A 25,160-nucleotide genomic window follows, 5' to 3' on the forward strand; every position below is an offset into this window, starting at 1 on the left:
TGGCACCTACTTTCCGGCTTTAGTGCCTTTTGCCGATTTATCTTCAGGCGGATCGTTAGGTGTAGGTTCAGTAACACCATTAGGCGTTTTCGGATCTGCAGGTGTTGGGCCTGGCTCATTGACTGATTCAGGCTCCTTCTCCACCTCATAGCCTTTTGATTCAAACCAGCTCAACAAATGAGGGTTGTCCGTCTCACCTACGCCATTTGCAAAGGCGACGCCGGCGGACAGCCCTGTGTATTCCTTATTTGGTGCAAATACTTTAGCCATGATCTATTCCTCCCTAGGAAACTTTAATTTTACGCATTACGCCAGCTGCCTTGGTCGCTTTCAGTGCAACGGCCGCAACCATCTCCACCTCACCCGTCTTCACTGCTCCAGATGTAGTGTAGTCCGGCAACCATGTTTGTACAGGCGCCACGCCTGCCATGGATACACCGTGGAAGCCATCCAGACCCAAACGAGGAATGTAGATGCTTGTCTCTCCAGCTGCGTCAGTCCCGACTACAGGCTCATTCGACCCCGACTTAGCTCCAAGATCGATCAATGGAATCTCATTGTACTTTTCAACTTGATTACCGAATTCGTCTCTTGTATTGGTGTACGCACCTGATCGGCGGGCAACGGCCCGGATCTTCGCAATCATCTTCAAGTTACCCATGATCGCGGAAGGCGGTCCATCCAACCCCATCAGGAATTCATCCAGCTGATCCAGGAATACCTTGTAGTTAGCATCAATGGCTGCGGATGTAGATAGGTCGATTACCTCAGTAGGGACATACTCTGTGCTGGAGCCTGTCAAAGCTTTGTCCAGACCATCAAAAGCCAATGCCTCCACCGCAGAATCTCCATTGATTACGGTATCGTTGAACAGCGCCTGAGCGGCTTTAACCTTCTGCGCCATCTGCAACGTAACCTCGCTCACGATACCGCCCATATTAGCGATAACTCGGTCAATCTGGAACGTGCCCCCGAATACCTTCAGGTCAACAGTGTGCCGTTGTTTGGATACCTCATGCGGGGTGTACTCTTTATTCACTTCACGGAACTGTGCTGTAGGCTGCGTGATCAAACGTGTATAACCGTAAGTCAGTGTTGCACCGCCACCCGTTGGGGAAACCGCATCATCAAAGGTGAGGTTTTCCAGCAGGAAGTTATTCTTCCGAAATTCGTCAATCACCCCAAGTGTAATTGCGTCCTGTACGTTTTTCTTTGCTTCTGCCAATGTTACTGCCATTCAAATCAGCTCCTGTTCTATTTTGTAAAGTGTGCGGCAATGGCATCTCCCAGGGAGAGCTGTCCGCCTGCAGGTGGTTCGGTTTTGCCGGCACCTACTTTAATACCTGGTTGCTGCTGTTGTTGCTGGCCCTGCGCTTCTTCAGGCTTGAACAAATAAGCATCTGAAGTCTTCAATCCTGTCAACTGCTCATCAAGACCAACAATCTTGCCGTCATCTCCAAGGACCAACTTCGTCTTATCGATCAGACCTGTGACAACTTTCTCGTTATGAACCTTGCCGCTTAACGCAGCCGTAATGGCGTTGCTGATCTTGACTTCCTTCAGATCGGATTCATATTGCGTCTTGGCTGTCTGATTCTCGGTTTTCAGCGTCTCGATCTGTTGTTTCAGATCCTCAGACAGCCCCGCAGTTTTGCCCAGGTCATCAATTTGCTTGTCTCGATCTGCAACGTCCTTCTCTAGCTTCTTCCTAGTCTCAGATAACTCGTTATACTGCGATTTAGGTACAAAGTGCTTCGGTAATTCCTTATTTACGTCCCCAATAAATGCATCGATCTTTGCATCTTCCCAACCTGCTTGTTTCAACAGTTCTCTGAGCCAATCCATTTGTCATCAGCCTCCATAGATTTATATAGCTGCTCTCCAGCTAAGGGAGCGGACCGTGATGCTCCGGTCAACGAGCAATAGGCCCCAACAGTCTCAGCTAGGGCCTTTAAACTCTTACCTTCTCCCGTTTGGGATCTCTACGTAAGTAATCATGTTCTTTCAGGTGTATCCGTAATTGGGCTTGCCACTGTCTAACCTTGGCCTTGTAATTCGCCTGGTTTCCTTTGTCCACGCTACCTGCTTCCAGGCGCTTGTACTTGCGTATCTGACGTTCCATGTAGCGCTGTTTCTGTTCTGCCTGGTAGTTGGCCAAAGCTTTCTCATCATCAGCAGGCTTAGGCAGTGAGCTAGTTCCTACAATGAACGTCGTCATGTTATGGCGACAGTTAGGGTGAAACAACCCGTTTGCAATCGCTGTACTGAGCAAGGGGTATTTACCGTCTTTGGCTGAACCTCCTGAATACACGTCATCAATGAACACCTTGCCCTGATACGGCAGGCACAGCTTGGAACAGTTGGCGTGTGACGATATCACCACGGTTCGAATGCCAAGTTGATCCCGTTTGGCACCCTCTCCGGCAAACACCGCACGCTGGGAGGATGTACGCAACGCCATTTCCGCATAACTGGCCACATTCACCCTTCGACCATTTGCATAGGTGATGGAGTCGAAGCCCTTTTCAAGAAAATCCTTAGTAGCCCGGTCAATAGCCTGATTCAGCGAAGCAGCTCCACTGTTCAGATATACCTGGCTCTTATATATGGTCTGTCTGTACACGTCATCCGCTTGCCTCAGCATGGCGTGACGGGCTAATTGCAGATTATTCTCTGCTGCATCTGCCAGAGCATTGACCCGCTTCTCGTTCATTTTGAAGAAGCTACGGTCTGAACCATCCTCTGACTCTATATCCGGCTTTTTGCCCGTGATCTTGCTCCATAGGCTCTTTACCGTATTCTTCACCCGATCAGCTCCGCGCCGCCAGGAGCCTTTAACCTCTTCCTCGGCTGCCTTCTTCACTTCAGGTTCATACTTCTTGGATATCTGGCGTGTCTCCTTACGATAACGCTGGATATCCTCCAGCTTGCGTTGCTGCCATTGCTCCCACTCTTTGCCCTCTCGTTCCTCGTCATCCTTGTGACGCTGAAGGTTACGCTGCATGGACTTGATCAGATCCATTTCCATGTCGCTGAAGATCTGGCGAATGTCATATTTCTTCTTCATGTCTCATCAACTTCGTCGTCTTCAGGATCAGGTGGATCATCTCGGTTCAATGCAGGTTCATCCAAAATGTCTTGTTCTGCCTTTAATCGGGCAACCTCAGCGGCCTTTTCCACATCGGTCCAGGTGTCGCCGTACATCTCTTCGACCGCACGTTCAACGCTCATCACACCAAACGTTCTGGCCTTGCCTACTGTCTCAACAACAGCGTCAAAGGAAGGACTAGCGTACTCACCAAACTTGACGGAGGCTTCATACTCACCTGGGGTCCGCTGCTGGTTGTTGTCATGAACCTTCAGCACAATAGACACCAATTCTGGAATGACCTCGTTCAGGCGTTCAATGATCTTGCCGCGGGTGTACAGTGTTGCCTTCTCTTTCTCACGCTGCGCCTCGGCATTGTCCGTCTTCTTCAGATCGATGCCAAGAGTTGATGGCGATACAATCCCCTGCATGCACATGTCCAATGCAGAAGCATAGGACGATACGAACGCCTCATAGAGGATTGCCGGTTGCACCAGGGAAATCTGATCCTTGGTATCCTCAGCCATTGTCCTACCGGCCGCGATAAAGTCCATATCAAATGGATTCGGCTTGATGGGCATTCCGTTATTCGGATCCCGAGGAAGCAAGTCTTCAGGAATGTACTTCTGCACTCGTCCGGATCGGATAGCATCCCACCACTGACTGATTACCTCATCCAAGGCGTCAAAGCTATCTGCCTTGCTCTCATAAATGGACTTGCCACGATCCGGCCACTTGGATGATTTGAACACAGACAGCGGCACGCCCCAAATGAAGTCACCCGTAAATGTCGTTTCATCCAGGCCAGCTAATTCAGGCACCATGGCCAGGGGGACCTCTTTCCCGTCCGCACTCAGCAGTTTATAGGTGATGATCCCTTTGCCAAATGTCTCTTCCAGCTGGTAATCCTTATCGTTATGACGGTACTCCGTGTAATAGATGATCTCCTGGAGCCTGCCCCGTTCTCGTCTATACCGAACCTTATCGCCTGCGTAAAACTCAATAATCGGGTACGGGGTAATGTCGGTATCCAGAGTTACCTTGAACGCCCCATCTCCCTCAACCAATGCCTCAATCAGACTACTACCCAGCAGCTCATCAAAGTTGTTATCCTTGGCGATTTCCTCCCACAGATTCGTCTGCTCCTGTGTCTCCAGCTCGATCTGGTCCATATCCGAAACCACGATATCAGACAGGCGCTCCACAATCATAGCCGGTAATCCTGAATGGATCTTCCGGATATGCCGATTCTCACTCGGTACCGCTGCCCAGAATCGGGAACGGCTCACGTTATCTGTGACCGACTGCTTATAGAACTGTTCCAGCTCGGACGGATCTCCACGGTACCAGAGCCGGTTACGCAGGACACTGGTCCGATAGCTGAACGGCTCACGAATGATGAATGACTTGTTCTCCGGTGCTGGCTGAATCCTCAATATCTTCATGACCATATTCTGAAACCACCCCATTTCTATACCTCCAATCTGCGCTTGAACGGCTGCACGGCATATTCACTACTATCCAAGCAGTCAACCGGGTAACTGCCGTCATCCGTCCGGACCCATTCGCCTTTCTGGCGTTCCTTCTCATCCCATGTCGCATTCTCTAGAGCTTCCTGCCACTGCTTTAGATGGGCCATCACCTTGTATCTGCCCTGGTTGATGAGAATAGTTGTGAGCCGGATCCGGTCCACAATGCCCTCTTTCTTGTACGCTGGCACTACTGGAATGTGCAGGCCGCGCCGCTTCAACTCATTAGCCAGCGCCTGCCGGAACAGCTTATCAGCAGATTCAGCAAAGATATGAGCACATGACAAAAAGGCCGGATATGTCTCCGACCACTCGACTATCTTATTCACGACTTCCTTAGCATACCGGTCATGTGTATATCCAGACTCCTTGCCCTGCTTATGGTAATAGCCGTCCAGTAGGATCACATCTTTATACCTTGGTGTGAATCCGGTCAGCGTTGCCACCGTGGCGTCTGTACCCCCAATATCGATACCTATGGAGAACTCAATAAATCGGAAATCCTTAATATCCTTACGAGTAACAACAACTCCCGGCTTAGTGTATCCCGTGTAGATCCGCCCTGTGGCCGCTGTTCGCTTACCCAAAATATCAGCTTGATACCACAGGCTGCCTTTGTCATACGTGGATAGCGTGGTCTTGAGACGGTCATTAGGGATAGAAAGGTTATCAAACACGGTGAAGTGTTCATAATTGTATCCGGTGTTCTCTCCAAGCTTCAGCAGCTCGTCCTGGTAATCCAGAATGTCACGGTAGAACCAGTGAGAGGGGGGCTTAGGGTTAAGGTCAAAAAAGAGCTGCCTGAAGCTACTCGCCAGTGTCCGGTCAAAGACCTCCTGCACGAACGACTGGTGACACTCGTTGACCTCGGTAATGTACACCGTACCGTACGAGTTACCTTTGATCCGGGCAGCGTCATTGGCTTTACCGCCGCCAGCGATAATGACCACTTTCTCCCCGGTCTTGGTCTGAATGTACAGTGCATCCCGGTTCTTGTATTCTCCCTCGCGGCAACGCCCCGCGAATAGGTGCTGAAGCCCGAAGCCGTTCGAGTCAATGGCGTTCATCTTGGCTGCAGCTAAGGAAACACCAGCGACCAGATGCAGCTTGTCCGGATGAACCTCTAGGCACATCGCATAGGCAATCAGGTTGATAATGTTTTTTCCTGCCCGCTTACCGCCCTCAGCTACGTTCAGCCAGGCGTCTTTACTACGGGCAATATAACTGGCCTGTTTTTGATTAAACGGCGCATACGGGATCAGAGCGGCCTCAGTCATCGTCCATCACCCGTTCAGGTATCGGATTATTAATCATGTCAGCCAAAGCCACGATTTGAGCACTTGGATTGAAGCCGTCCTTGTCCGGAACCTTCGATTTCAGCACAGCAACACGGGCTTTCTGCTCCTCGGTCATGTATCCAGCGTACCGATCCAGCATCTTCAGGGCTTCCATTTTGTCAGCAAGCTTGACGGTGGTCCCGCTCTTACCTATCTTAATTTCACTGACAATCGCCCCGTCCACCTCGTCCGCATTCTTGAAATCGACGAAGTTGATTTGCTGCGTGATCGGCTGGCCCTCTCCATCCTGGCCAACGGTTATTTCCTTGCGACCAAAATCCACGAAATCCGTGATATCCGCAAAGGCAATTTTCATGTATTCAGCGATGATCCGTTGAATGTCCAAGCCCAGCGCCTCGGTGTACATCTCCTTATGTCGCTGGATCTCCGCATGCACTTTAGGATTTCTTAGCGTCTCCCATCCAACCACATGTGCTGAACGTTTGCTATAGCCCGCTGCCATGGCTGCACGTGTGATATTGAAATCTCTCAGGTACTCCATGATGAAAATGCGCTGCTTATCCGTCAGCTGAGTGTCCTCTGAGACTTTCGGCGCTGCGTGTTGCAACGTTGCAACGTTGCGTTGCGTTGCGGCTCCTCGTTGCCAGTTCTCTCGGTTCTTGCGGCTACGGATCGTTGAATCCTTGATCCCGTATTGCTCAGCGAGCTCCTTCAGCGTTAAATTGCTTGTCTCAAACAATCGTCTAATCTCTTCCCAATTCGGCGTCAATTCATCTTCACCACCTCCGCTAATGTATTCGTATGTAAAAGAAAAAGCACCCCGAAGGATGCTTTATCTTCTTGATTTCCTATCACATTCTTTGATCATAAAGGCTTTTGCCGCTTCAAGATCAGTTACTTTAGTATCAGTCCATGGATAATTGTCGCCTGAAAGCCCTACGTTCCCATGACCGTTGATTTTCCCAAAATAGTTCCCGCTCGCACCGAGCGCAATCGTAACTTCCCAATCAAATCTCTCTGAAGCATTGTATTGACTGTCTGATTCTACCTGATATAAAAATACCTTAGCCTCGTTCATAGTATACACCCCCTCTCCTTTACACTGTCACTTCGACAAAATAAGGGGCTGTTCCTCTTTTAACAATGACTCCTCACCACCTAAAGATCGAGCTTGCAATTCAGCTTCTCTCAGATTTATGTAAAAGAAAAAAAAGCCCACCTTTTCTTTGAAAAGGACGGACTTTTTATGCTCCAGTGTGAAACATTTTACTTTTTAATAAGGAAATAGCGTCATCCCAATCTACGCCCACACGCCCCCTATTTATTACATGGATATAGCTAACTTTTTTGCTTTTCCTACGTTTTTTCTTTGACATCTTTTCTTGAAGCACAATCTGCTGAGCTTTTCTTTCAAGAAGCATTTCTATAAAAACCCCCACCAGCATTGGGTAATTAAAGATGGGGAAAAGCAAAATACGTAAACTAACAGATTCTCCATGTTTGAGGTATTGAATAATAACCCTCATATGAAACCCCAATAACACAAAAGGGATAAGAGGAATAACGAAATACGAACTTGCGCCGAGTCGTATATTGTTCTCTTTAAATTTCATTAAGGTGCCAAGCACTATTCCAAAGTACACCAAAAATAAAATATAAACAAATGAAAACATCTTTTCCTCCTCCTTTCTACTTCTTGATTCCTTGCTGTCCTCTATAGTAGTTTAGACGTTTCTCGAACGTTTCCTCCGCTTCTGCTCTGGTCTCTTCCCTAAGTTCTTTGCGACGATCTTTCTCCTGAGCAGAGCTGTACACCACCCAATCATTGAGAGCTAAGACCAGCCAAAAACCGCAAAACAACCAGACTGAATTAATAGATATAGGATAGTCTAACAGGTAAACTTGCTGCCCTTCTGTTAAATCATTATTCTTCGACATTGCGTTATATAACACATTGGCTAATGCAAAACAAATTGTAAAAAGTGTTACCCAAAAACCTACGTTTTTAGATATTTTCCCCCATGAAGAGATCGGAGCAAGTCCGTGATAGTCAAAAGCAAAAGGCGTCAGATACAACAAAAGAAGGCTGTAGAATACAACCATAGATACGTTTGGATCAAACAAGGATGCTCTTAGCACAATATATGCGATAATAATGTAACCGACCCTAAAACCAAAAAAATTATTCATACGTGACTGGCCGCCCTTACTCAATGTTTACCCTTATTTTACCACAAATATAACATAAAAGATATAATAATGGGTCATTTTTCCCAGTTCTATTGAACCAAGCACTTTAAAAAAAGAGCCCTCCGGAATGGAGAGCCCTATGATAGGCAGACTTATGGTGTACATGTTGTACGGCACGACGTACGGCAGTCCGTACGGCAAGATTACAAAAATTCTTTTGAAATCTTGTCTTTAGCCCGATCCACATAATCCTGGACCGTTCTCTTACTTAGCCCTAGTTTAGACGAAATCTCCAGAAGCGTCAACCCTTGCGCCATGTGAAGTAGAAAACATGTTCGCTCCCGATCACTCAAGGCCAGTAACGCGTCCACCAGACGCAACCGTTCAGCATCGGTGATCTCCTGTCCGGATAACTTGATATAGATTTCCCTTTGCCGATACACGTCGGTAATCTCGACGCCTCGGCGGCTGCCCGGACGTCTCCCGCGTTTTAACCACGTCAGGGCATATCTCATGTCGGACAGCATTTCAGAGACTGTGCCCGCCTCCTCTTTCTCTTGGGGATCATTCAAATCCAGACTCTTCCGGTACTTGTCCAATGCTCGGGAATCCGTTGCATATTGACTGATTAGCGTCTCAATCCACGTTGCTTTGGTTGTGGTTGTCATTTATTTCACCCTCTCTATTCTTGCTTTAAGCGCGTCTAGAAGCTTGTCCTGCGTGGCTGCCTTACCTTCCAAAGCTTTCATCACGTCTTCATCAGCTCCGCCTTGCACCACCAGGTGATGCAGGATAACCTTCTGCTTCTGTCCCTGCCTGTGCAGACGCCCATTGGCTTGCTGGTAAAGCTCAAGGCTCCAGTTCAGGCCGAACCACACCACGTGGTTTCCCCCGTCCTGCAGATTAAGGCCGTAGGCTGCACTAGCTGGATGTGCAAGCAGAATATCCACCTTGCCGGCATTCCAATCCAGTTGGTCCTGCGGCGTCTTCAGCTCACGGATCCGCAAAGACGTTTTCTCCAAAGCCTTCTTGATCCGAGTCAGGTCATGCTGAAAGCTGTAGAACACCAAAGCCGATTTACCGTTAAGCTGTTCCACCAGCTCCATGAAGGCTTCCACTTTGTTATCGTGGATCTCGAAGACCTGCCGGTTCTCATCGTACAAGGCCCCGTTACACAACTGCAGCAGCTTACCGGATAGAACCGCGGCACTAGTTGCCGTGATCTCTGTCCCTTCGTCGATCTCCAGAAGCAGCTCCTTCTCCAGCTGGTTGTACTGCTTCTGGGCCTTCGCATCCAGCACCACGGGAATGACGTTCACGATGCTATCCGGAAGCTCCAGGTAATCCTCGGCCTTCATGCTGATGCATAGATCCGCAATCTTCCGCTGAATCACATCATCTGCGCCGGGCTTTGCCATATATCCGTGGCCGTTATAGTTCTTCTCAAAATATTTTGTGCGGTATCCCGTAATGTTCCTCTCCAAGCGTTGCCCCTGATCCAGTAGATTCACCTGAGCCCATAGGTCAAGCAGCCCGTTCGGTGCTGGTGTACCCGTCAGACCCACGATCCGTTTGATGTGCGGCCGTACCCATGTCAGTACCTTGAATCGCTTCGCCTGGTGATTCTTGAAGCTGGATAGCTCGTCCAACACCACCATGTCAAATGGCCAAGCATTCCGGTAATACTCCACAAGCCAAGCCACATTATCACGATTGATCACCCATACGTCTCCTGGCGAATTCAGAGACTTGATCCGCTGCTGTGCGGTACCCAAAACGGTAATGATCCGCATATGCTTCAGGTGCTGCCACTTGGCTGCCTCGTTCCCCCAGGTAGCCTCTGCCACCTTCTTGGGGGCAATGACCAAAGTCCGACTGACAGCGAATCGGTTGTACTTCAGGTCGTTAACGGCGGTCAAGGTGATCACGGTTTTCCCTAGACCCAGATCCAGAAACAGCCCAAGCGCATCATCCGTCAATAACCTGTTAATGCAGTACCGCTGATAGTCATGCGGTATGAACTTCTTACGCTCGACGCTCAAAGCTCCTGCAGCCATGCGTCCACCTGCTCTCTGCTGTCGATCACCCTTACCTCATGACCCAAAGCCTGCATCCGTTTATGTTGCACCTGCTGCAGCTTGGTGGGTTTCTTACCTGGGGCCTTCAGTTCCACGAATACGGTTCGTCCTTCAGGAAGCAGTACCATCCGGTCAGGCACTCCTGAGTTACCAGGCGATACGAATTTATAGGCAATGCCGCCAAAGGCTTTTATCTTATCTCGTAAATAGGATTCAATTTGACTCTCTTTCACTTGACAACCCTCCTCAAGCTGTGTTACGCGTACACGGGTGTACGTACGTAACTTTCTAGTATTTAGGCGTGTTAGGCGTTATATATTTTTCTATAATCTCTATATTCTATTTGTTTTTTATCTTTAACTAGATAACTGTCAACAGTGTCAACAAAGTATAATAAAAGTATATATAGCAAGGGTTTAGGACGTTGACAGTTATGTTGACACTCATGTTGACACTTGAAAATCTGTCACATTCCTTTGTTGACAGTTAAGCGAGTGTCAACAATTCATCTGTCAACATTGTCAACAATCTTTGCGACGATAGCCACGCTGGGTTTCGTATGGGCCGAATCGTCCGCGATACTCCTCCCATCCTGGTATGCAGGATAAAATGCCGTTAATCTCTCTTGTGTCCGCTTGCTTCATAAACTTGATGTCCGAATTGAAGCATTCGCACCAAATTTCAGCGGCACATATCCGGTCCCGGGGGCCTCCCTCGCCTTCCTGGGGCTTCCCAAACTCACCAGACCAGTACATCCGTCTTGTGGCCAGATCACGTTTTAACCAATCTTCCGGAACTGGCCGCTCCACGAATGCCTGAATGATGCCTTCCTTTGCGTTACTTTCCCTGTGGGCCTCCTGGCGCTCTTTGGCCAACTCTTCGATATCACCGGAAAGATACAGGGGCTCACTCAGCTGCCAACGTACATAAGCTTCCGCATAAATCTGATCCACTTCACCCTTCAGATCCTGAAACACACTCTTTGATGGCTTCACTATGCCAACATCGATTGGCCAAAACCGCCGATTGCCTGTACGGTCCCGTAGGAACTCGCTATCATTGGTGGTTCCGAAGAACACGCAGCGCCGTGGATAAGGCATTGTCCGCTTGCCGTAAGCCTCACGATAGATATCCTCCGTCCGGCTCAAAAACTGCTTAACGGCGTTGCTCTCGGACTTACTCATCCCTGTCAGCTCCCCCACCTCATTGAGCCAAACACCCTGAATCAACTCCATGGCGTCCTTGCCCTCAAAGGTGGTCAAGCTGTCGGAATACCAGTCCTTGCCCATGTACCTCAGAAACGTCGATTTACCAAGCCCCTGGGGCCCCGCCAGAATCGGCATATAGTCCCATTTGACTCCGGGCTCCATTGCTCTGGCTACAGCCGCAGTGAAGGACTTCCGGGACACCGCTCGTGTATACAGGCTGTCCTCTGCGCCCAGGTAATCGGTGAACAGCGTGTCCAGTCTCGGTACACCGTCCCATGTCAATCCTTCCAGATAACGCCGTACATCATTGAACCGCTTCTTATGCGTGATCAGGGTTAAAGCATTGTTAATCTTGGCATCTACCGCAATGCCGTACACCTTTTCGATATAATGATAGATTCCTGCATCATCTGAACTGGCCCACGGCCGACGCTCCTCCCTGGCATCCCAAGGCAGCGCCCCAAGCACCAAACCCCGATTCGCAAATTCGTCAAACGCAATCTTATCCTTTAATGCCGGATCATACTCCAGCACGATCAGCACGTTATCTACCGTCTTCAGGTACACGCCGTTACTGTTGAACTCCAGACGCCGCATCCAGTCCATATCCTCTGGCTCTGCCGGCAACACTGGAGAATCCGCAAACGCCGCTGTAGCCTTCTGGTGTCGTTCCTGCATGAGAAGTCCCGCTACAGGCTCCTGGCGCATGGCGAAGTCCATCATGGCTGTGTATGAAGGAAGCTTGTTCGTAGGGGTTCCAGGCTTTGCCTCGTCGTCCTGATCTCCGAACTTGTGAAGCCGCACCAGGTCAAAACTGTTTACCAGCCGTCCGCCTGTCGGATCCGTAGCATGATGGCTAAACAAGAACTGACCATCGTCATAAACGATCGCACCGCCTGTGGTCGAACCGCCTACGTACGTAAGTCGGCCACTGCCGTCATCCGTGTTCAGGTACACCCCTGGCAGGAATGCGTCAATGGCTGCCGGCACGTCGTAGACCTTACAGAAAGCCCCGACCATGCCCTGTTTCTCGGTAGGACCTCCCTGCTTGGCCGCCAGACGTACATGGGTCTGTCCGGTACCTGGCACCTGTGGCCATGAAGCCACATTGCGCCAGTCGGCATACATGGCCAGCAACCCGTCTACCGAAAGAAAAGGCTTATCCCCGAAGGTAAACACGAACTGACTGTCAGCACTGCAACTTGGCCAGTACATCAGCCGTGAAGCTTCGAACGTGGTCGGATCACACAGCCCAATGCCGATGATTTCACCTAGCTTCCGGGCAAGAGGTTCATACTCATCCGCTGTGGCCATCCGGTCCAGCGGCGCCACAACCCGAAGCCGTGGCCGGTTCTCTTCATGCTTCCGCGTGGAATACACCGCGTATCCGCAACTCAGGGCATCCAGGCGGCGAAGGATATCCGCCGTCGCGCCTGCTGGGATATTATCAAGGTCAAGCGTAACCAGATCACGGCCAATGACCGCGTTGGCTTTCCGGCGACCGCCTGACAGACTGCCACCGACAAAGCCGCCAACGTCCTTCAGGTCATCCTGTTTGCTCTTAGGCAGCTGCAAGTATTCCGCCAGCGTTTCCGCACCCCGTACAGCAGTCCGTAATCGCTCGACGATCTCCGACCAATAGGCCGTTTGCGTCTGCCAGTTTGTGCTGTGTCTGGTCCCGGCGCTTGATATAGTTAGTTGTCTGTCAAATTGCATGACGCCTGCCTCCTGGTTTAATCAATCTCTATAACAGGTAAATCCGTAAGTGCGTACTGCTGCCACGGGGGTATCTCGTAAAGTTCGATCTCACCGTGATTACGACTATCCGATGGATCCTCATGAAGGATCTTCAGCTCTCCACCAGGCTCCAGCCGAACCTCTACGCGCCGATGCTTCAGTGAACGGATCAATCTGCGAAACAGTTGATAATCAATAATCATAGAGCGGTCTTTGTCTTCAATGACTGCAGGGTATCCCTGGACTGGCGAAAGAGCATCAAACTGACGAAGCAGCTCCTTCTTCCGCTTCACTTCCACAGGAGCAGTACACGCCCGGATCTGGGCGCCAAGCAATGTACGTTTTTTAGATATCGCTGAGTTTGCTCGTTTCTTTGCCTCAGCAATTTTCTTCTTTTCATCTGCGGTTAAAGCTCTCACGGATCATCCTTCCCCTCTGTGAATCTGCGATAGTGCGCTCCACGTCTGACGTTTGATATCCTCCAGCACTTCAAATACTTCATGTGGAGTAAGCCCGTCGTTCTCAATCATTTCGATCATGCCAGTAACTACAAACGCGTGTGATCGGTTGGTACCGTCGAATCTCAATTTGTCTGGCGTACTCAAGTCTGATCACCATCCTCATATTTCCGAGTCGGGAATACATCAACATACTGCATGGCATCATCCCAAATAGCTTTATAGATGATTTCGTCCCTTTCGTCTTCTGACTTTCCTTCCAACTCAGTCGGATCAATCTCAACTGTCCCTTCCCGCTCAGCTCCGGGAAATCCAATAGTCATTTTCCAATCGACGTTCAACACTATAATCACCGCTTTCCAAAAATCTGTGCAGCCCAATCGCCCTCACGTTCTCTAAGTCTCTTAGCCCCCAGTACACCTGATTGCTGGTGTGACCTTAAAGGTTCTGTGGCTGCACGGTCATAATCCCATCCCATACCTTTAACACGGTGAACAAATGTGGCATAAGCAATTCCGTTTTGAGCAGCCAGCTCCACATATTCCTTGGGGTATATGCGAATAGCTTCTGTAGCTCTTGCCGTCTGAGCTTTGGCCTGTTCAGGTGTCTGGAGAGGTTCGGTTGCTGCCCTTTCCATCGTCCAACCTCGATTGATCCGGGACATGAACGTGTCATAACTAATTCCGTTGTTTTCCGCTTCAGCTTTCCAGCGCCTACGATCCGTAAGCGGGCGCGGTGGCGTTGTCATAGCACGCTGCTTTGGCCAACCCTGCGCACGTACACGCCGATCCAACATGGCTGGACTTATTCCGAGCTTGGCCGCTTCTTCATACTCCCCTGGAGTGATGTAGAAATAATGCCCCATTTCGCTTGTCGCCTCCTTGGCGGCGGTTCCGGAAGAGGCTTGTACACCTCACCGAGCACTTTGCCGCTATCGTCTGTGACAATATCCCAAGGGATATCCGATTTATAAAGATCAGTGAACATCGGCTTTAATCTGACCTCCCGTATTAAATAGGTTTTTGAGTAATCCCGATCAGATTGATATAGCCCCAAAGTATCTGAATATTAATGATTTCGCGCATTGATCTAACCATTTAAAGGGTTTTGGACTTCTTATAACGAAAGTTCTTTAATACCCCATGAAGAAAGGACTGAAAAAAATGACTAGCGCAGATCTTGTTTACCAAGTATTGAAGGTTATCGAACAAGGCAAGGAACCAAAGGCTCTTGAATTAGGTGTTGATTCAGAAGATTTCAAAGTAGTAATGGAACAAGTGCATGATTCTAACTTTGCGACCAATATCGCTTTTTCAAGAGGCGGTCGTGGAAATCCGATCCGGACTGTCCATGCAAACGGGAGCGAGTTAACCACACTTGGTTTAAAATTTATTTCTGAATACGAAGCCCGCATCAAAGCTAATTCCTAATCCTTCATGTAAAAGTCTGTGGTGAACCCGGCTGCCTTCAGCGGCAGCCCAGGTGCCCAGGGTACCGGTTCAGCCATCAGATCCAAGACCTTCTCCAGATCCCCCGGATAAGCCGATTCGATTCCGATTTCGTCATGCACATGCAGCACGGTGTCAAACCCTGCTTGCTCCACTCGTACCAGTGATACAGCCAGACAGTCCCGAGCAATCGCCTGAACAATATTCTCGACCAGTTTCCCGCCGTAGGTGTTGATCAGCGACCATTTCCCTGTCTTCTGATCCGGACCCATGTAGTGCAAAGCCTGCTTGCCAAAGTCGTTCTGAGCAAGGCGTGGCTCTACGTAATACAACTTTCTTCCGGAAGGAAGCTGAACCGTAAAGAAGTCCAGACCGTTACCATGATGACTTTCCCGAGCAAAGATGATGCCTCGAACACCTGCAGGCTGTCCCGTCTCCATAACACTCAGCGCCGCCTTTTCGAAGCTGAACCACAGATCCACAATGCGCCGATTGGCGTTACGCCACCGTGTTACAATCTCCGGCAGCTCATCCTCTTCTAGGCCCATATCCAAGGCGCCCATGGCGATCAGTGCACCAGACGCCCCCTGATAACCCAAAGCTAGTTCAGACACCTTGCCTCGTTGACGCAGATCCTTGTCCACCTGTTCAAGAGGTATCCCGAACATGGCCGACGCTGAAGCCTCATAAATTTTGCCGTGGGTAGCGAACACATCCAAACGCCATTGCTCTCCAGCAAGCCAGGCAATAACCCGGGCCTCAATAGCTGAGAAGTCGGCTATGTGGAGCTTCTTCCCGTCCGGGGCAACAAACGCTGTCCGGATCAATTGACTGAGCGTATCAGGAACATTTCCGTACATCAGTTTCAACAAATTCACTTGCTTTCCGTGAACCAGCTGCCTGGCATATTCGAGGGTGTCCATCTTGTTCTTGGGCAGGTTGTGAACCTGGACCAATCGACCTGCCCACCGTCCTGTCCGGTTCGCACCGTAGAACTGCAAGAGCCCCCGAACTCGTCCGTCTTCACAAGCTACCGTCTCCATGGCCACATACTTTTTAGTACTGGTCTTGGACAACTCCCTGCGGATCTCCAGCACCCGCTTTGCCCGTCCTTCTTCCACGTTGTCGATCAGTCCGGATACCGTATCCTTCCTCAGATCCTCGACCTCTTCTCCGATCTCTTTGGAAAGCCACTTTTTAAGTTGCTGCACCGACTTGGGGTTGTCCAAGCCACTGAGCTGGATGGCTTCCTGCATCAGCTCTGCTGTGATCTGCTGATCTACGGCCAAAGCCCCCTCGACCAGCTGCAGGTCACAGGCGATCCCTCGGGCATTGATCCGTTGATCCAGGAACCAAAGCTCCCACTCCATATCTGGAACCGGGAACACCGATAGCCGGCGAAGGATCTCCACCTCTGCCACAACGTCACCCACACAGTACTGCTTGAACAGCTCCCACTTCTCAGGCTCATGATGGGGTAGGGTGCGCTTCCGGAAGCCGGTTGACTTGGCGGGCTTCTTGATCGGCACGCAGAACGTCCGAATCAGAGCCCCACCGACGCCCATTTTCTTCTTGTCCTGGGGCAGGCCTAGTGCTTCACCTACCTTACCGAGTCCTGCAGGGTATCCGCAGTACAAGCCATGAATCTGAGTACAGCGCCAATGCTCTACTGGTGAAGGCCAGAATTTGTTTAGACAGTACCATTCAAAAGCCGCGTTATATGCGTGTTTGATGACTGCTTTATCCGATAAGGCATAGATAATTTCTTCTGGAATAATCTCACCTTGTGTGAGATCAACGATTTTCACAGAGCCGCCATTCCAGGAATAAGCGAACAATAGGATTTCAAAATCAGGACTTTGAACGTATCGATACAACCCAGCTTTCTTAATGTCGATGCTACTGTAAGTCTCAATGTCAATGCTGAGATGCCACCGCATGAGGGTATTTGTCTCCTTTCTGGTAAAGTGAAGGGGTTCCGAAGAACCCCTCTGCTGAACTGCTTATGAATTAGATCCCGTAGATCCCGCCGCCAAGAGGCTTGCCGGTGATCGGATCGATCTGCTGTTGCGGTGGTTGCTGCTGTCCGTAGCCTTGTTGCGGAGCTTGTCCGTACTGCGGTTGCTGAGGTGCTTGACCGTAGCCAGGTTGTGCTGGCGGCTGTTGGCCGTATTGTGGTTGTTGTGGTGCTTGGCCATATCCCGGTTGTGTCGGAGGTTGCTGGCCATACTGCGGCTGCTGTGGTGGTTGTTGGCCGTACTGCTGCGGTGGGATCTGATCATATCCCTGTGGAGCTGGTTGAGGAACAAAACCAACACCGCCACCATTGCCACCGAAGGCTTGTTCAGCGGAGATTCGTCCGCCCAAGGCTTCGCCATCACGAAGGATCTGCACTGGACCAAGACCTGCGCCAATCCCTTTGTTTCCGCTGTTGCTGTAAGCGAAGAAATTAATATTTACACGGCCATATACGCCGGAGTAAACACGGGTTTGGTCAATGATCGGTCCCATGTCTGGACCCACAACCGCCTGCTGCTGCTTGCTGCTGGCCGTCAGAACCCAATGCCCTTTGCATTCTGGACCAAAGGCTTCACCGTTCGGACGAGCGCCGTCCCCATCGTGAATAGGGTTACGCGGTTGAGCTGGTCGGGCACCGCCCCATGCTCCGGCTACGCCTTTTTGCGAAGCAGCTTCGATAGCAGCATTAATTCGTTGCATGGTGGCAAAGTCGGATTTAGGAATCAGAATAGTCGTGCTGTATTTCGGCTCCTGCCCTGGTTGATTGGCACGTGGTGTGAACAAGTTTACAAAGCTCAGTCTTACTTCACCTGTTGTAATTGCTGTTTCTGTTGTCATATGGATTTATCCCCTTATCATGAATTAGTTTTGTGGTTGTTCTGGTGCAGGACCGAATACGTCTGCAGGATTAACCTGATTAGTGATACCTGGACGCTTATCATCTTCCGGAGCCAATGTCGGCGCTCCGGATCTCGTAATGACGTGTCCGGATTCGGCAAGTAACTCCTTATACACTTTCTTAGTCAAAGCTGTTTCCAGCTGTGGTGGTGTTAACGGTTTACGATCATACAGGATCGATTCCTCGATACCCTTTCTTTTCAGATAGGCAAACGCCGCGTCGATATCCGCATAGTCACGACTGCCCCGACCCTCTACGGCTTTCCAGCCAGGAACGATCCCCCCTTTCAGAGTTTCAGCCAGGGCAAGCTTCTTCAGCTCGTTATACCAGCTGACAATTCCATCAGCTCGCTTCAGTACGTCTGCAGCTTCCTCCCAACTAAGCAGAGGGGGCTTCAGCGGTGCTTTGGTGCCTGCCTCCATGATCTGTTCCACCCTTGCCCTGCACGTCGCACTCGCACGGCAGAATTTGCAGTGATCGGCTGGAACATATTCACCTTCACCGTCAAAGGCTTGCTGAGCAATCGGCTTGATCGACTCCCCCCAGGCCAGTAGCTCAGCTGCAGAGAGTGACCACTCGGAAGGCTCATTCCACACTTTTGGTTGAACGATGGCCACATGAACAGACTCAATCGGAAACAGGAGACTGAAAGCCTTGTAAGCACCCAGCGCATACAGCTTCATTTGTGAATTGTTTTCAGCAGATACCGGTACACCTTGCCCATTCTTGTAGTCGATGACATGCAGCCTCCCGCTACCAATGATGATGCAGTCCGAGGTTCCGAAGCTTTCCGGAACGAAGTCGGTCAGATCCACTCGACGTTCGATGGCCACAAACGGCGGCGAAGGGAATTGGTGAACAATGGACTGAATGTAATCCAGATACGCATTGGTGTGGTCCTCCATGATTGGCTCATACAGCTCATCCGCTTTGTACTTCTTCAGCGCAGCGTTATACTTGCGAGTCGTCAGACCCGAGAACAGTTTCTGCAGCTTTAATTCAGCGATCTCATGGGCGAGTGTGCCGCGCTTGGCGGCCTCACTCTCACTATCAGGTAACGTGGCTTCGAGCCGGGCACTCGGCGTGCACTGCAACCAGCGGGATGCTCCACTGGCCGACAGCAGCGCGTGTGCCCGCTCTGCATGTGCAATTTCCGTCATTAGATGCGGCCTCCCAGGCTACGGAGGAACGTGGCAAATTCACCATACTTGCTTGGATCAAGCGCTGTGAGTGAGCCAGCCCCTTGTTGTTGGAGCCATCCGATCAGATCGGGACCTTTACCTGCATCCATAACGGGCTGAGCAGCTACGCCAAGTTGATCAATCGTGTAAGCTGGCGCTGTTGTTGGAACGCCTCCTTGTTGCGGCGGCTGCTGTTGCCCGTACTGCTGCTGATCTTGTTGACCAGGTTGGCCTTGTACTGGCGGCTGCTGGCCGTATTGCGGTTGTTCTGGTTGTTGACCATACTGCGGCGGCTGACCATAGACTGGCTGTTGCCCGTACTGAGGTTGCTGCCCATACTGTGGCTGTTGGCCATATTGGGTCTGCTGTGGCGGTTGCACCGGAGCCTGGTTAGACGGCTGAGTCGGTGCCGGTTGTGTAGGAACAGTGGAGACAGTTGTTTCTGCCGGCACAGAATCGTTCGGCATACTACCCAACGTGCCTGCCAGATCGTGCACCAGGTTTTTGATGTCAGTAGCGTTAACGGCTTGGAATGTGATTTGGATCGGTACGATATTTTGCATGGATGAATCCTCCTAATAGGTTTTAGTTTGATTTAGTGAGCTCTGAAGCTTTATTAATGCAAGGTGTACAGATCTGTTTACCATGAAATAAGTGCAGACTTTCAGTGTTGCCGCAGAGGATGCAGCCAGGTTGGTACTTGCGAATGATGATCTTGTCACCATCTACGAAGTACTCCAGTGGATCCCCTTCTTCAATAAAGTGAGTGCGGCGAAGCTCTTTCGGAATAACGACACGACCCAGGTCATCAATGCGGCGGACAATACCCGTGGATTTCATACTCATTGCATAATCCTTTCTGTCAGTGGTAAACTGACGGTAGAGAGTTTTAGCTGTGTGCAGCTGTTTCGGGGTAGGAGCCGATCAGCTGCATTTTTGCGTGCAGACGATTACGATATGTGCGATACTGCTTGTCCGCATGAGTAGCGACTTTGATATGGCCGCTGCGGCGCATTTGGCTTGCAAGAGCCAAGTAAAAGGCACAGGCTGCTTTGAAATGCTGTTCTGTCATCAAGGGCAAGATTCTCACCTCCTTTCCTGATCCCCCGCGGTGATCGTCACAGCTCCGATGGACTTTGCCATACAACTCAACTTGCAATAGAGATCTTTGCCATGATGTACAGCGATCTGACCCTCTACGATTTCAGATTCACATTCTGGATTAGCGCAGAAATCCATTACTTCTAGCGGTACCAGGCTTGGCATTTTACTCACTTTGTTTGCTCCTTTCCTTCTAGCCATTTATCTAATGCGATCTGACGAAAGTGAATTAGTGTCCGATTCTTAATGAAAGGAATCTCGCCGTTTTTAACCATCCGCCGTAACGTGGAGTCCGAAACCTTCAGATATCTGCATGCCTCAGCAAAATCAAACACATTAGCGTATAAAAGTTGTTCGATGGTAGGTTTAAGCTCGGCCAGGATCTCGGCTCTTAGTTCCTGCTTGATTTCCACACGTAGTACTTCAATAAATTCAGTTGTGGACGGCATCATTGGACACCCCCAGAACCAATTCATCAAGTGTCACACCCAAAGCCTTGGACAACTTAACTAATGTTTCAGCGTGAGGACCTTGTTTTTTGCTTCCCATGTTGTACAATGCAGATACGGTAACGCCACTTTCTTTGGCAAGTCTGTAAATTGTCCAACCTTTCTCATCGATTAGCCTCTGCATGTTTACTTCAATCGCCAATCCCATGTGCTCACCTCCTGAAACCATAATATAACTCTATAGGATTATAATCAAATAACGTTATAACCCAAAAGTGTTATAAAATAATCTGTTTCCTTCTTTTTTCTTCCAATTTCTTGACTTATCTCTCTTTTGTGTTTTAATATAACTTTATAGAGATATAACACTAAAGAGATATATTAGGAGGCCTTTGTTGTGGAGATAGCAGATAAAATCTTGGAGTTAATGAAAGAAAACGGGGTTACAAAATACCGTCTTGCCAAGGAAACAGGTGTCTCTTACACAGGTGTTACTAAAATACTTTCGGGACAAACGAAGCACCCTCAAATAGATTCAATTAAATTGATTGCCGATTACTTTAATAAACCGCTGACTTATTTCACTGATGAAGCAAGTCCAAACCAGGCAAATCAAGTGCCTGAATGGGCGACTTCCAAAGATAAAAGGGATTTTAAAAAGATGCTGGAAGACGATGGGGAATTAATGTTTGATGGGGTCCCACTCGATGAGAATGACAAGAACAGGATTAAAGATATGCTGACTGGGCTATTCTGGGAAGCCAAGCAAATGAACAAACAGGCGCGTAAAAAGAGTAAAGACAACAATGAATAATGGTAGGTGGTTCTAGTGGATGACATTGTTACAAAGTTGATCCGTAAGCATAAAACCAATGATCCATTTTCTCTTGCGCGCTGCCTGAATATTAATATCCGCTTTGCGGATCTCGGGAAAAATACGCGGGGAATATATCATAAAGCTCTACAAAGAAGATTCATCATCATACATAATGATTTGTCGCCCGAATGGCAAAGGTTTATATGTGCCCATGAACTTGGCCATGACCGGCTTCATAGAGGAGTTAACCGATTCTTTATCGAAGAGCATTCGTTCTTCAATCCTGGAAAGTTTGAACGCCAAGCCAATGAATTTGCCGTCAGCTTATTAACAGCGGGAGATAGCATATCAAGTGGAGAGTCGATCCATGAACTATTTAGACGTAATCACATCCCGCTTGAATTGATCAATCACATACAGAATTAAATATAGCGTAAATTTTCGCTGTCCAAAAACCGAACATACGTTCTTTTAAGGAGGTGTTTTTCATGTAATTGGAAATATGAAAATCCAATATCAATGCTTAGAAAGGAAGAATGACATGGCTTGGAATGAACATCTAGGAGGCAATAAGTATAAAATTGTTGAGAGAGATCCCTCAAAGGCATCCAGACCGAAAAGGTCTGTTACTGTCTACATGCCGGAAGAGATCGCACGTTCAAAATCAGACAAGAAAAAAGAATCCTGGCTTGCACTTGAAGAGGCTAAATGGAACGAACAAGTAATATCAGGAAAGGTAGTCAAACAGGAGGATATCACTTTTAAGGACTTCATCCCAAAGTGGGAAAAAGGATACGCTGCTGGGAATATGGGCGAATACACGCAGAACGTTAACCTGTACAATCTCAACAAATATGTAGTTCCGGAGTTTGGCCATTTGAAAATAAGTAAAATAACAACTCTGCAGCTCGTTACCTTCTTTGGAGAACTGAAGCGCGAGAACGGAAAAGAGTTCGCTACCAATTCGAAATTGAATATCTACAAAGCGGCCAAGTCTGTTTTTGACGCTGCCCATGATTGGGAGCTGATTGCTAAGAACCCAATGGCCGGCGTTAAGAGACCACAAACCAGCAAGAAGGAAAAGAAAGTTATGCGTGGTGTGAAGAAGGCATTCAATAGTTTGGAGACAGAAATGGTCCTGCTGGCTCTCTACGACCTTCCAGATAGATGGAGGCTATATTTTACGGGATCACTCCTCGGTGGCTTCAGACGAGGCGAATACTTGGCCGTGGAATGGCCAGATGTGGATTATGACCGGGACGCCATATGGATCGATAAGCAAATCACGTTTGATAAGGACGGTAAAAAGATTGAGGGTGAAGTTAAGACAGAAGAATCTGAGGGCTGGGTGGCTATGCCGAAATGGTACATGGCACAGCTTAAAGAATATGAACGAGTATGGAAGAAAGAGAAATTCCAATGTAAAGATTGGGCTGGAGAGAACAAATCATATGTATTCCATGGCGGTAAGGGTGTCATGTACTTCCCCACAACGCCCACAAGTACCTGGAGGAAGTTTTTGCAGAAGAAGGGCATTCCACATGTCAAACTACACGGGTTGCGTCACACGGCCGCCATGCTGCTCAGAGAAAGTGGAGCCGACCTTAAAACCATGCAAGAACGATTAAGACATACCAAGATCGGAACAACTGCAGATATCTACACCCATTCGTCTGACATGATCTCCAGAGAGGCAGCAGACCGTTTAGAGGTGTTTGATCCTAAAAGATTGCGATTTGCCCCATGAGTTGCCCCATAAACAAAAATAGTCTGGTCGTTTGTCGAATTTTAAGCAAACAAAAAACCCCGCAGCAACGGGGCTTAAAGGTATTACAACGTATAAAGCGGGTGATGGGAATCGAACCCACGCTATTAGCTTGGAAGGCTAAAGTTCTACCATTGAACTACACCCGCATATAAAAATCGGGATGACACGATTTGAACATGCGACCCCCTGGTCCCAAACCAGGTGCTCTACCAAGCTGAGCTACATCCCGATACTTATGAAAATAATGGCGCGCCCTGAGAGATTCGAACTCCCGGCCTTTTGATTCGTAGTCAAACGCTCTATCCAGCTGAGCTAAGGGCGCAAATATTGGAGCGGACGACGGGAATCGAACCCGCGACCCTCGCCTTGGCAAGGCGATGCTCTACCGCTGAGCCACGTCCGCAAAATATATGGTGCGGTCGAGAGGACTCGAACCTCCACGGGGGTTAGCCCACACGGACCTGAACCGTGCGCGTCTGCCAATTCCGCCACGACCGCAAAATATAATGGTGAGTCATGAAGGGCTCGAACCTTCGACACCCTGATTAAAAGTCAGGTGCTCTACCAGCTGAGCTAATGACTCAAACTAAAATGGCTGGGGATATAGGATTTGAACCTATGCATGACGGAGTCAAAGTCCGTTGCCTTACCGCTTGGCTAATCCCCATTAAGAAAACATGGGGCGATCGAGGGGAATTGAACCCCCGAATGCCGGATCCACAAACCGGTGCGTTAACCACTTCGCCACGATCGCCATAAGCTATCCCTTACATTCGCTGAGAGTATCTCAGTATTCCCATCTGTACCTATAATATACATTCTATTATAAATTCAGAGGTAAATGCAATAAATGGTGCCGGCGAGAGGACTTGAACCCCCAACCTACTGATTACAAGTCAGTTGCTCTACCAGTTGAGCTACACCGGCACGGTGTAAATGTAATACTTGAGTAAAAATGGCGGAACCGACGGGATTCGAACCCGCGATCTCCTGCGTGACAGGCAGGCATGTTAGGCCAACTACACCACGGTTCCAGATCACTTTCTTAAAAGAAAGTATAATTGCGGGGGCAGGATTTGAACCTGCGGCCTTCGGGTTATGAGCCCGACGAGCTACCGGGCTGCTCCACCCCGCGTCGTTATTCAGAAAACTATATGGTGGAGGCTGAGGGGTTCGAACCCCCGACCCTCTGCTTGTAAGGCAGATGCTCTCCCAGCTGAGCTAAGCCTCCATATTTATGACCCGTAGGGGATTCGAACCCCTGTTACCTCCGTGAAAGGGAGGTGTCTTAACCCCTTGACCAACGGGCCACACTAACAAAAATTTATCTGGCGGAGAGAGAGGGATTCGAACCCTCGAGACGCTTTTGGCGCCTACACGATTTCCAATCGTGCTCCTTCGACCAACTCGGACACCTCTCCTGAATGGCTCCCCGAACAGGGCTCGAACCTGTGACAACTCGATTAACAGTCGAGTGCTCTACCAACTGAGCTATCAGGGAATGGTGGAGCCAAGCGGGATCGAACCGCTGACCTCCTGCTTGCAAGGCAGGCGCTCTCCCAGCTGAGCTATGGCCCCATACACTGTGGTTTAAAACTTTTATGGTGGGCCCTGGTGGACTCGAACCACCGGCCTCACCCTTATCAGAGGTGCGCTCTAACCAACTGAGCTAAGGGCCCCAATATATTTCCCTTTTCCTTACAAGGGGGGCAAAAAAAATACCCCAAAGGGAATTCGCTTGGCGGCGTCCTACTCTCCCAGGACCCTGCGGTCCAAGTACCATCGGCGCTAGAGGGCTTAACGGTCGTGTTCGGGATGGGTACGTGTGGAACCCCTCCGCCATCGCCACCAAACGCATAGCTTAGCCTTACATTTCAGAGTTTATTCTCTGAA

General features: G+C 49.4%; 30 protein-coding genes, 17 tRNA genes and 1 rRNA gene. 4 read left to right on the forward strand and 44 right to left on the reverse strand.

Going from position 1 to position 25,160, the window contains the following annotated elements:
• Nucleotides 1–6: 6 nt before the first annotated feature.
• From P364_RS35555 to P364_RS0122930, 18 genes are all read right to left on the reverse strand, one after another.
• A complete protein-coding gene (locus P364_RS35555; protein WP_024632389.1) occupies nt 7–270 on the reverse strand; it encodes a hypothetical protein in 264 nt (87 codons plus the stop codon).
• 13 nt (nt 271–283) lie between these two features.
• Nucleotides 284–1,237 (reverse strand): major capsid protein, encoded by a 954-nt coding sequence (locus P364_RS0122850; RefSeq protein ID WP_024632390.1) that lies wholly within the window; start codon nt 1,235–1,237, stop codon nt 284–286.
• 17 nt (nt 1,238–1,254) lie between these two features.
• Entirely contained in the window at nt 1,255–1,845 is a 591-nt protein-coding gene (locus tag P364_RS0122855; RefSeq protein WP_024632391.1) for a phage scaffolding protein, read from the reverse strand.
• 106 nt (nt 1,846–1,951) lie between these two features.
• Entirely contained in the window at nt 1,952–3,067 is a 1,116-nt protein-coding gene (locus P364_RS0122860) for a phage minor capsid protein (RefSeq protein WP_024632392.1), read from the reverse strand.
• Entirely contained in the window at nt 3,064–4,557 is a 1,494-nt protein-coding gene (locus tag P364_RS0122865) for a phage capsid protein (protein ID WP_024632393.1), read from the reverse strand. The genes P364_RS0122860 and P364_RS0122865 overlap by 4 nt, the downstream gene beginning before the upstream one ends.
• A gap of 2 nt (nt 4,558–4,559) precedes the next feature.
• On the reverse strand, nt 4,560–5,894 hold the full coding sequence (locus P364_RS0122870) for a phage terminase large subunit (RefSeq protein ID WP_236642072.1): 1,335 nt from the start codon (nt 5,892–5,894) through the stop codon (nt 4,560–4,562).
• Complete coding sequence (locus P364_RS0122875) at nt 5,887–6,684, reverse strand: terminase small subunit (protein ID WP_024632395.1); 798 nt, start codon at nt 6,682–6,684, stop codon at nt 5,887–5,889. Before P364_RS0122875 ends, P364_RS0122870 begins: the two co-directional genes overlap by 8 nt.
• Nucleotides 6,685–6,747: 63 nt before the next feature.
• On the reverse strand, nt 6,748–6,993 hold the full coding sequence (locus P364_RS0122880; protein ID WP_024632396.1) for a hypothetical protein: 246 nt from the start codon (nt 6,991–6,993) through the stop codon (nt 6,748–6,750).
• A 166-nt stretch (nt 6,994–7,159) separates the two neighbouring features.
• Entirely contained in the window at nt 7,160–7,588 is a 429-nt protein-coding gene (locus P364_RS0122885) for a hypothetical protein (protein WP_024632397.1), read from the reverse strand.
• Between the two features lie 16 nt (nt 7,589–7,604).
• The gene (locus tag P364_RS0122890; protein WP_024632398.1) at nt 7,605–8,105 is read right to left on the reverse strand and encodes a hypothetical protein; all 501 of its coding nucleotides are present in this window, start codon (nt 8,103–8,105) and stop codon (nt 7,605–7,607) included.
• Nucleotides 8,106–8,308: 203 nt separating this feature from the next.
• On the reverse strand, nt 8,309–8,773 hold the full coding sequence (locus tag P364_RS36320) for a sigma-70 family RNA polymerase sigma factor (RefSeq protein WP_024632399.1): 465 nt from the start codon (nt 8,771–8,773) through the stop codon (nt 8,309–8,311).
• Entirely contained in the window at nt 8,774–10,162 is a 1,389-nt protein-coding gene (locus P364_RS0122900; protein ID WP_024632400.1) for a DEAD/DEAH box helicase, read from the reverse strand.
• Nucleotides 10,144–10,416, reverse strand: a complete 273-nt coding sequence (locus tag P364_RS0122905) for a VRR-NUC domain-containing protein (protein WP_024632401.1) — start codon at nt 10,414–10,416, stop codon at nt 10,144–10,146. Before P364_RS0122905 ends, P364_RS0122900 begins: the two co-directional genes overlap by 19 nt.
• Nucleotides 10,417–10,704: 288 nt before the next feature.
• Complete coding sequence (locus P364_RS0122910; protein WP_024632402.1) at nt 10,705–13,107, reverse strand: virulence-associated E family protein; 2,403 nt, start codon at nt 13,105–13,107, stop codon at nt 10,705–10,707.
• A 17-nt stretch (nt 13,108–13,124) separates the two neighbouring features.
• Nucleotides 13,125–13,547, reverse strand: a complete 423-nt coding sequence (locus P364_RS0122915; protein ID WP_024632403.1) for a hypothetical protein — start codon at nt 13,545–13,547, stop codon at nt 13,125–13,127.
• Between the two features lie 3 nt (nt 13,548–13,550).
• Nucleotides 13,551–13,733 carry a hypothetical protein gene (locus P364_RS0122920; RefSeq protein ID WP_024632404.1) on the reverse strand — a complete coding sequence of 61 codons (183 nt, stop codon included), beginning with the start codon at nt 13,731–13,733 and terminating at the stop codon, nt 13,551–13,553.
• Nucleotides 13,730–13,927 carry a DUF7167 family protein gene (locus tag P364_RS0122925; protein WP_152532736.1) on the reverse strand — a complete coding sequence of 66 codons (198 nt, stop codon included), beginning with the start codon at nt 13,925–13,927 and terminating at the stop codon, nt 13,730–13,732. The genes P364_RS0122920 and P364_RS0122925 overlap by 4 nt, the downstream gene beginning before the upstream one ends.
• An 8-nt stretch (nt 13,928–13,935) precedes the next feature.
• Nucleotides 13,936–14,451, reverse strand: coding sequence for a hypothetical protein (locus P364_RS0122930; RefSeq protein WP_024632406.1), 516 nt, complete (start codon nt 14,449–14,451; stop codon nt 13,936–13,938).
• A gap of 298 nt (nt 14,452–14,749) precedes the next feature.
• Here P364_RS0122930 and P364_RS0122935 point away from each other — a divergent pair, with 298 nt between their 5' ends.
• On the forward strand, nt 14,750–15,016 hold the full coding sequence (locus tag P364_RS0122935) for a hypothetical protein (RefSeq protein ID WP_024632407.1): 267 nt from the start codon (nt 14,750–14,752) through the stop codon (nt 15,014–15,016).
• Here P364_RS0122935 and P364_RS0122940 read toward each other — a convergent pair.
• From P364_RS0122940 to P364_RS0122980, 8 genes are all read right to left on the reverse strand, one after another.
• Entirely contained in the window at nt 15,013–16,974 is a 1,962-nt protein-coding gene (locus P364_RS0122940) for a DNA polymerase (RefSeq protein ID WP_024632408.1), read from the reverse strand. The genes P364_RS0122935 and P364_RS0122940 overlap by 4 nt on opposite strands.
• Before the next feature lie 70 nt (nt 16,975–17,044).
• On the reverse strand, nt 17,045–17,890 hold the full coding sequence (locus P364_RS0122945; protein WP_024632409.1) for a DUF2815 family protein: 846 nt from the start codon (nt 17,888–17,890) through the stop codon (nt 17,045–17,047).
• A gap of 24 nt (nt 17,891–17,914) precedes the next feature.
• Complete coding sequence (locus P364_RS0122950; RefSeq protein ID WP_024632410.1) at nt 17,915–19,111, reverse strand: DUF2800 domain-containing protein; 1,197 nt, start codon at nt 19,109–19,111, stop codon at nt 17,915–17,917.
• Complete coding sequence (locus P364_RS37975; RefSeq protein WP_024632411.1) at nt 19,111–19,695, reverse strand: hypothetical protein; 585 nt, start codon at nt 19,693–19,695, stop codon at nt 19,111–19,113. Before P364_RS37975 ends, P364_RS0122950 begins: the two co-directional genes overlap by 1 nt.
• Before the next feature lie 22 nt (nt 19,696–19,717).
• The gene (locus P364_RS0122960; RefSeq protein WP_024632412.1) at nt 19,718–19,972 is read right to left on the reverse strand and encodes an AbrB/MazE/SpoVT family DNA-binding domain-containing protein; all 255 of its coding nucleotides are present in this window, start codon (nt 19,970–19,972) and stop codon (nt 19,718–19,720) included.
• A 49-nt stretch (nt 19,973–20,021) separates the two neighbouring features.
• The gene (locus P364_RS0122965) at nt 20,022–20,213 is read right to left on the reverse strand and encodes a hypothetical protein (protein WP_024632413.1); all 192 of its coding nucleotides are present in this window, start codon (nt 20,211–20,213) and stop codon (nt 20,022–20,024) included.
• Between the two features lie 190 nt (nt 20,214–20,403).
• Complete coding sequence (locus tag P364_RS0122975; RefSeq protein WP_236642071.1) at nt 20,404–20,685, reverse strand: helix-turn-helix domain-containing protein; 282 nt, start codon at nt 20,683–20,685, stop codon at nt 20,404–20,406.
• Nucleotides 20,666–20,890: a helix-turn-helix domain-containing protein gene (locus P364_RS0122980; RefSeq protein ID WP_024632416.1), complete on the reverse strand. Its 225-nt coding sequence runs from the start codon at nt 20,888–20,890 to the stop codon at nt 20,666–20,668. The genes P364_RS0122975 and P364_RS0122980 overlap by 20 nt, the downstream gene beginning before the upstream one ends.
• 189 nt (nt 20,891–21,079) lie before the next feature.
• Between P364_RS0122980 and P364_RS0122985 the strand changes: the two genes are divergently transcribed.
• From P364_RS0122985 to P364_RS0122995, 3 genes are all read left to right on the forward strand, one after another.
• Nucleotides 21,080–21,496: a helix-turn-helix domain-containing protein gene (locus tag P364_RS0122985; protein ID WP_024632417.1), complete on the forward strand. Its 417-nt coding sequence runs from the start codon at nt 21,080–21,082 to the stop codon at nt 21,494–21,496.
• A gap of 15 nt (nt 21,497–21,511) precedes the next feature.
• Nucleotides 21,512–21,925: an ImmA/IrrE family metallo-endopeptidase gene (locus tag P364_RS0122990; protein WP_024632418.1), complete on the forward strand. Its 414-nt coding sequence runs from the start codon at nt 21,512–21,514 to the stop codon at nt 21,923–21,925.
• Between the two features lie 115 nt (nt 21,926–22,040).
• Nucleotides 22,041–23,246 (forward strand): tyrosine-type recombinase/integrase, encoded by a 1,206-nt coding sequence (locus P364_RS0122995; RefSeq protein ID WP_024632419.1) that lies wholly within the window; start codon nt 22,041–22,043, stop codon nt 23,244–23,246.
• Between the two features lie 96 nt (nt 23,247–23,342).
• Here the strand turns inward: P364_RS0122995 and P364_RS0123000 are convergent.
• The 18 genes from P364_RS0123000 to rrf all read right to left on the reverse strand — a co-directional run bounded on the left by P364_RS0123000 (nt 23,343) and on the right by rrf (nt 25,120).
• Nucleotides 23,343–23,413, reverse strand: a tRNA-Gly gene (locus P364_RS0123000).
• A gap of 9 nt (nt 23,414–23,422) precedes the next feature.
• Nucleotides 23,423–23,496: transfer RNA gene (locus tag P364_RS0123005), tRNA-Pro, on the reverse strand.
• Between the two features lie 16 nt (nt 23,497–23,512).
• Nucleotides 23,513–23,589: transfer RNA gene (locus P364_RS0123010), tRNA-Arg, on the reverse strand.
• A gap of 6 nt (nt 23,590–23,595) precedes the next feature.
• A tRNA-Gly gene (locus P364_RS0123015) sits at nt 23,596–23,670 on the reverse strand.
• An 8-nt stretch (nt 23,671–23,678) separates the two neighbouring features.
• Nucleotides 23,679–23,765 (reverse strand) — tRNA-Leu (locus P364_RS0123020).
• Nucleotides 23,766–23,774: 9 nt separating this feature from the next.
• Nucleotides 23,775–23,850: transfer RNA gene (locus tag P364_RS0123025), tRNA-Lys, on the reverse strand.
• Nucleotides 23,851–23,859: 9 nt separating this feature from the next.
• Nucleotides 23,860–23,934, reverse strand: a tRNA-Gln gene (locus P364_RS0123030).
• An 11-nt stretch (nt 23,935–23,945) separates the two neighbouring features.
• Nucleotides 23,946–24,021, reverse strand: a tRNA-His gene (locus P364_RS0123035).
• Between the two features lie 97 nt (nt 24,022–24,118).
• A tRNA-Thr gene (locus P364_RS0123040) sits at nt 24,119–24,194 on the reverse strand.
• A gap of 29 nt (nt 24,195–24,223) precedes the next feature.
• Nucleotides 24,224–24,301: transfer RNA gene (locus tag P364_RS0123045), tRNA-Asp, on the reverse strand.
• Between the two features lie 27 nt (nt 24,302–24,328).
• A tRNA-Met gene (locus P364_RS0123050) sits at nt 24,329–24,402 on the reverse strand.
• A gap of 20 nt (nt 24,403–24,422) precedes the next feature.
• Nucleotides 24,423–24,498 (reverse strand) — tRNA-Val (locus tag P364_RS0123055).
• 7 nt (nt 24,499–24,505) lie between these two features.
• A tRNA-Glu gene (locus P364_RS0123060) sits at nt 24,506–24,577 on the reverse strand.
• Nucleotides 24,578–24,596: 19 nt separating this feature from the next.
• Nucleotides 24,597–24,688: transfer RNA gene (locus P364_RS0123065), tRNA-Ser, on the reverse strand.
• 4 nt (nt 24,689–24,692) lie between these two features.
• A tRNA-Asn gene (locus tag P364_RS0123070) sits at nt 24,693–24,768 on the reverse strand.
• A 1-nt stretch (nt 24,769) separates the two neighbouring features.
• Nucleotides 24,770–24,845: transfer RNA gene (locus tag P364_RS0123075), tRNA-Ala, on the reverse strand.
• Nucleotides 24,846–24,869: 24 nt separating this feature from the next.
• Nucleotides 24,870–24,946 (reverse strand) — tRNA-Ile (locus P364_RS0123080).
• Nucleotides 24,947–25,003: 57 nt separating this feature from the next.
• Nucleotides 25,004–25,120: ribosomal RNA gene (gene rrf, locus P364_RS0123085) — 5S ribosomal RNA — on the reverse strand.
• Nucleotides 25,121–25,160 lie beyond the last annotated feature (40 nt).

Origin of the sequence: Paenibacillus sp. MAEPY2, from assembly GCF_000499205.1 — a bacterium.
GTDB lineage: Bacteria > Bacillota > Bacilli > Paenibacillales > Paenibacillaceae > Paenibacillus > Paenibacillus vandeheii.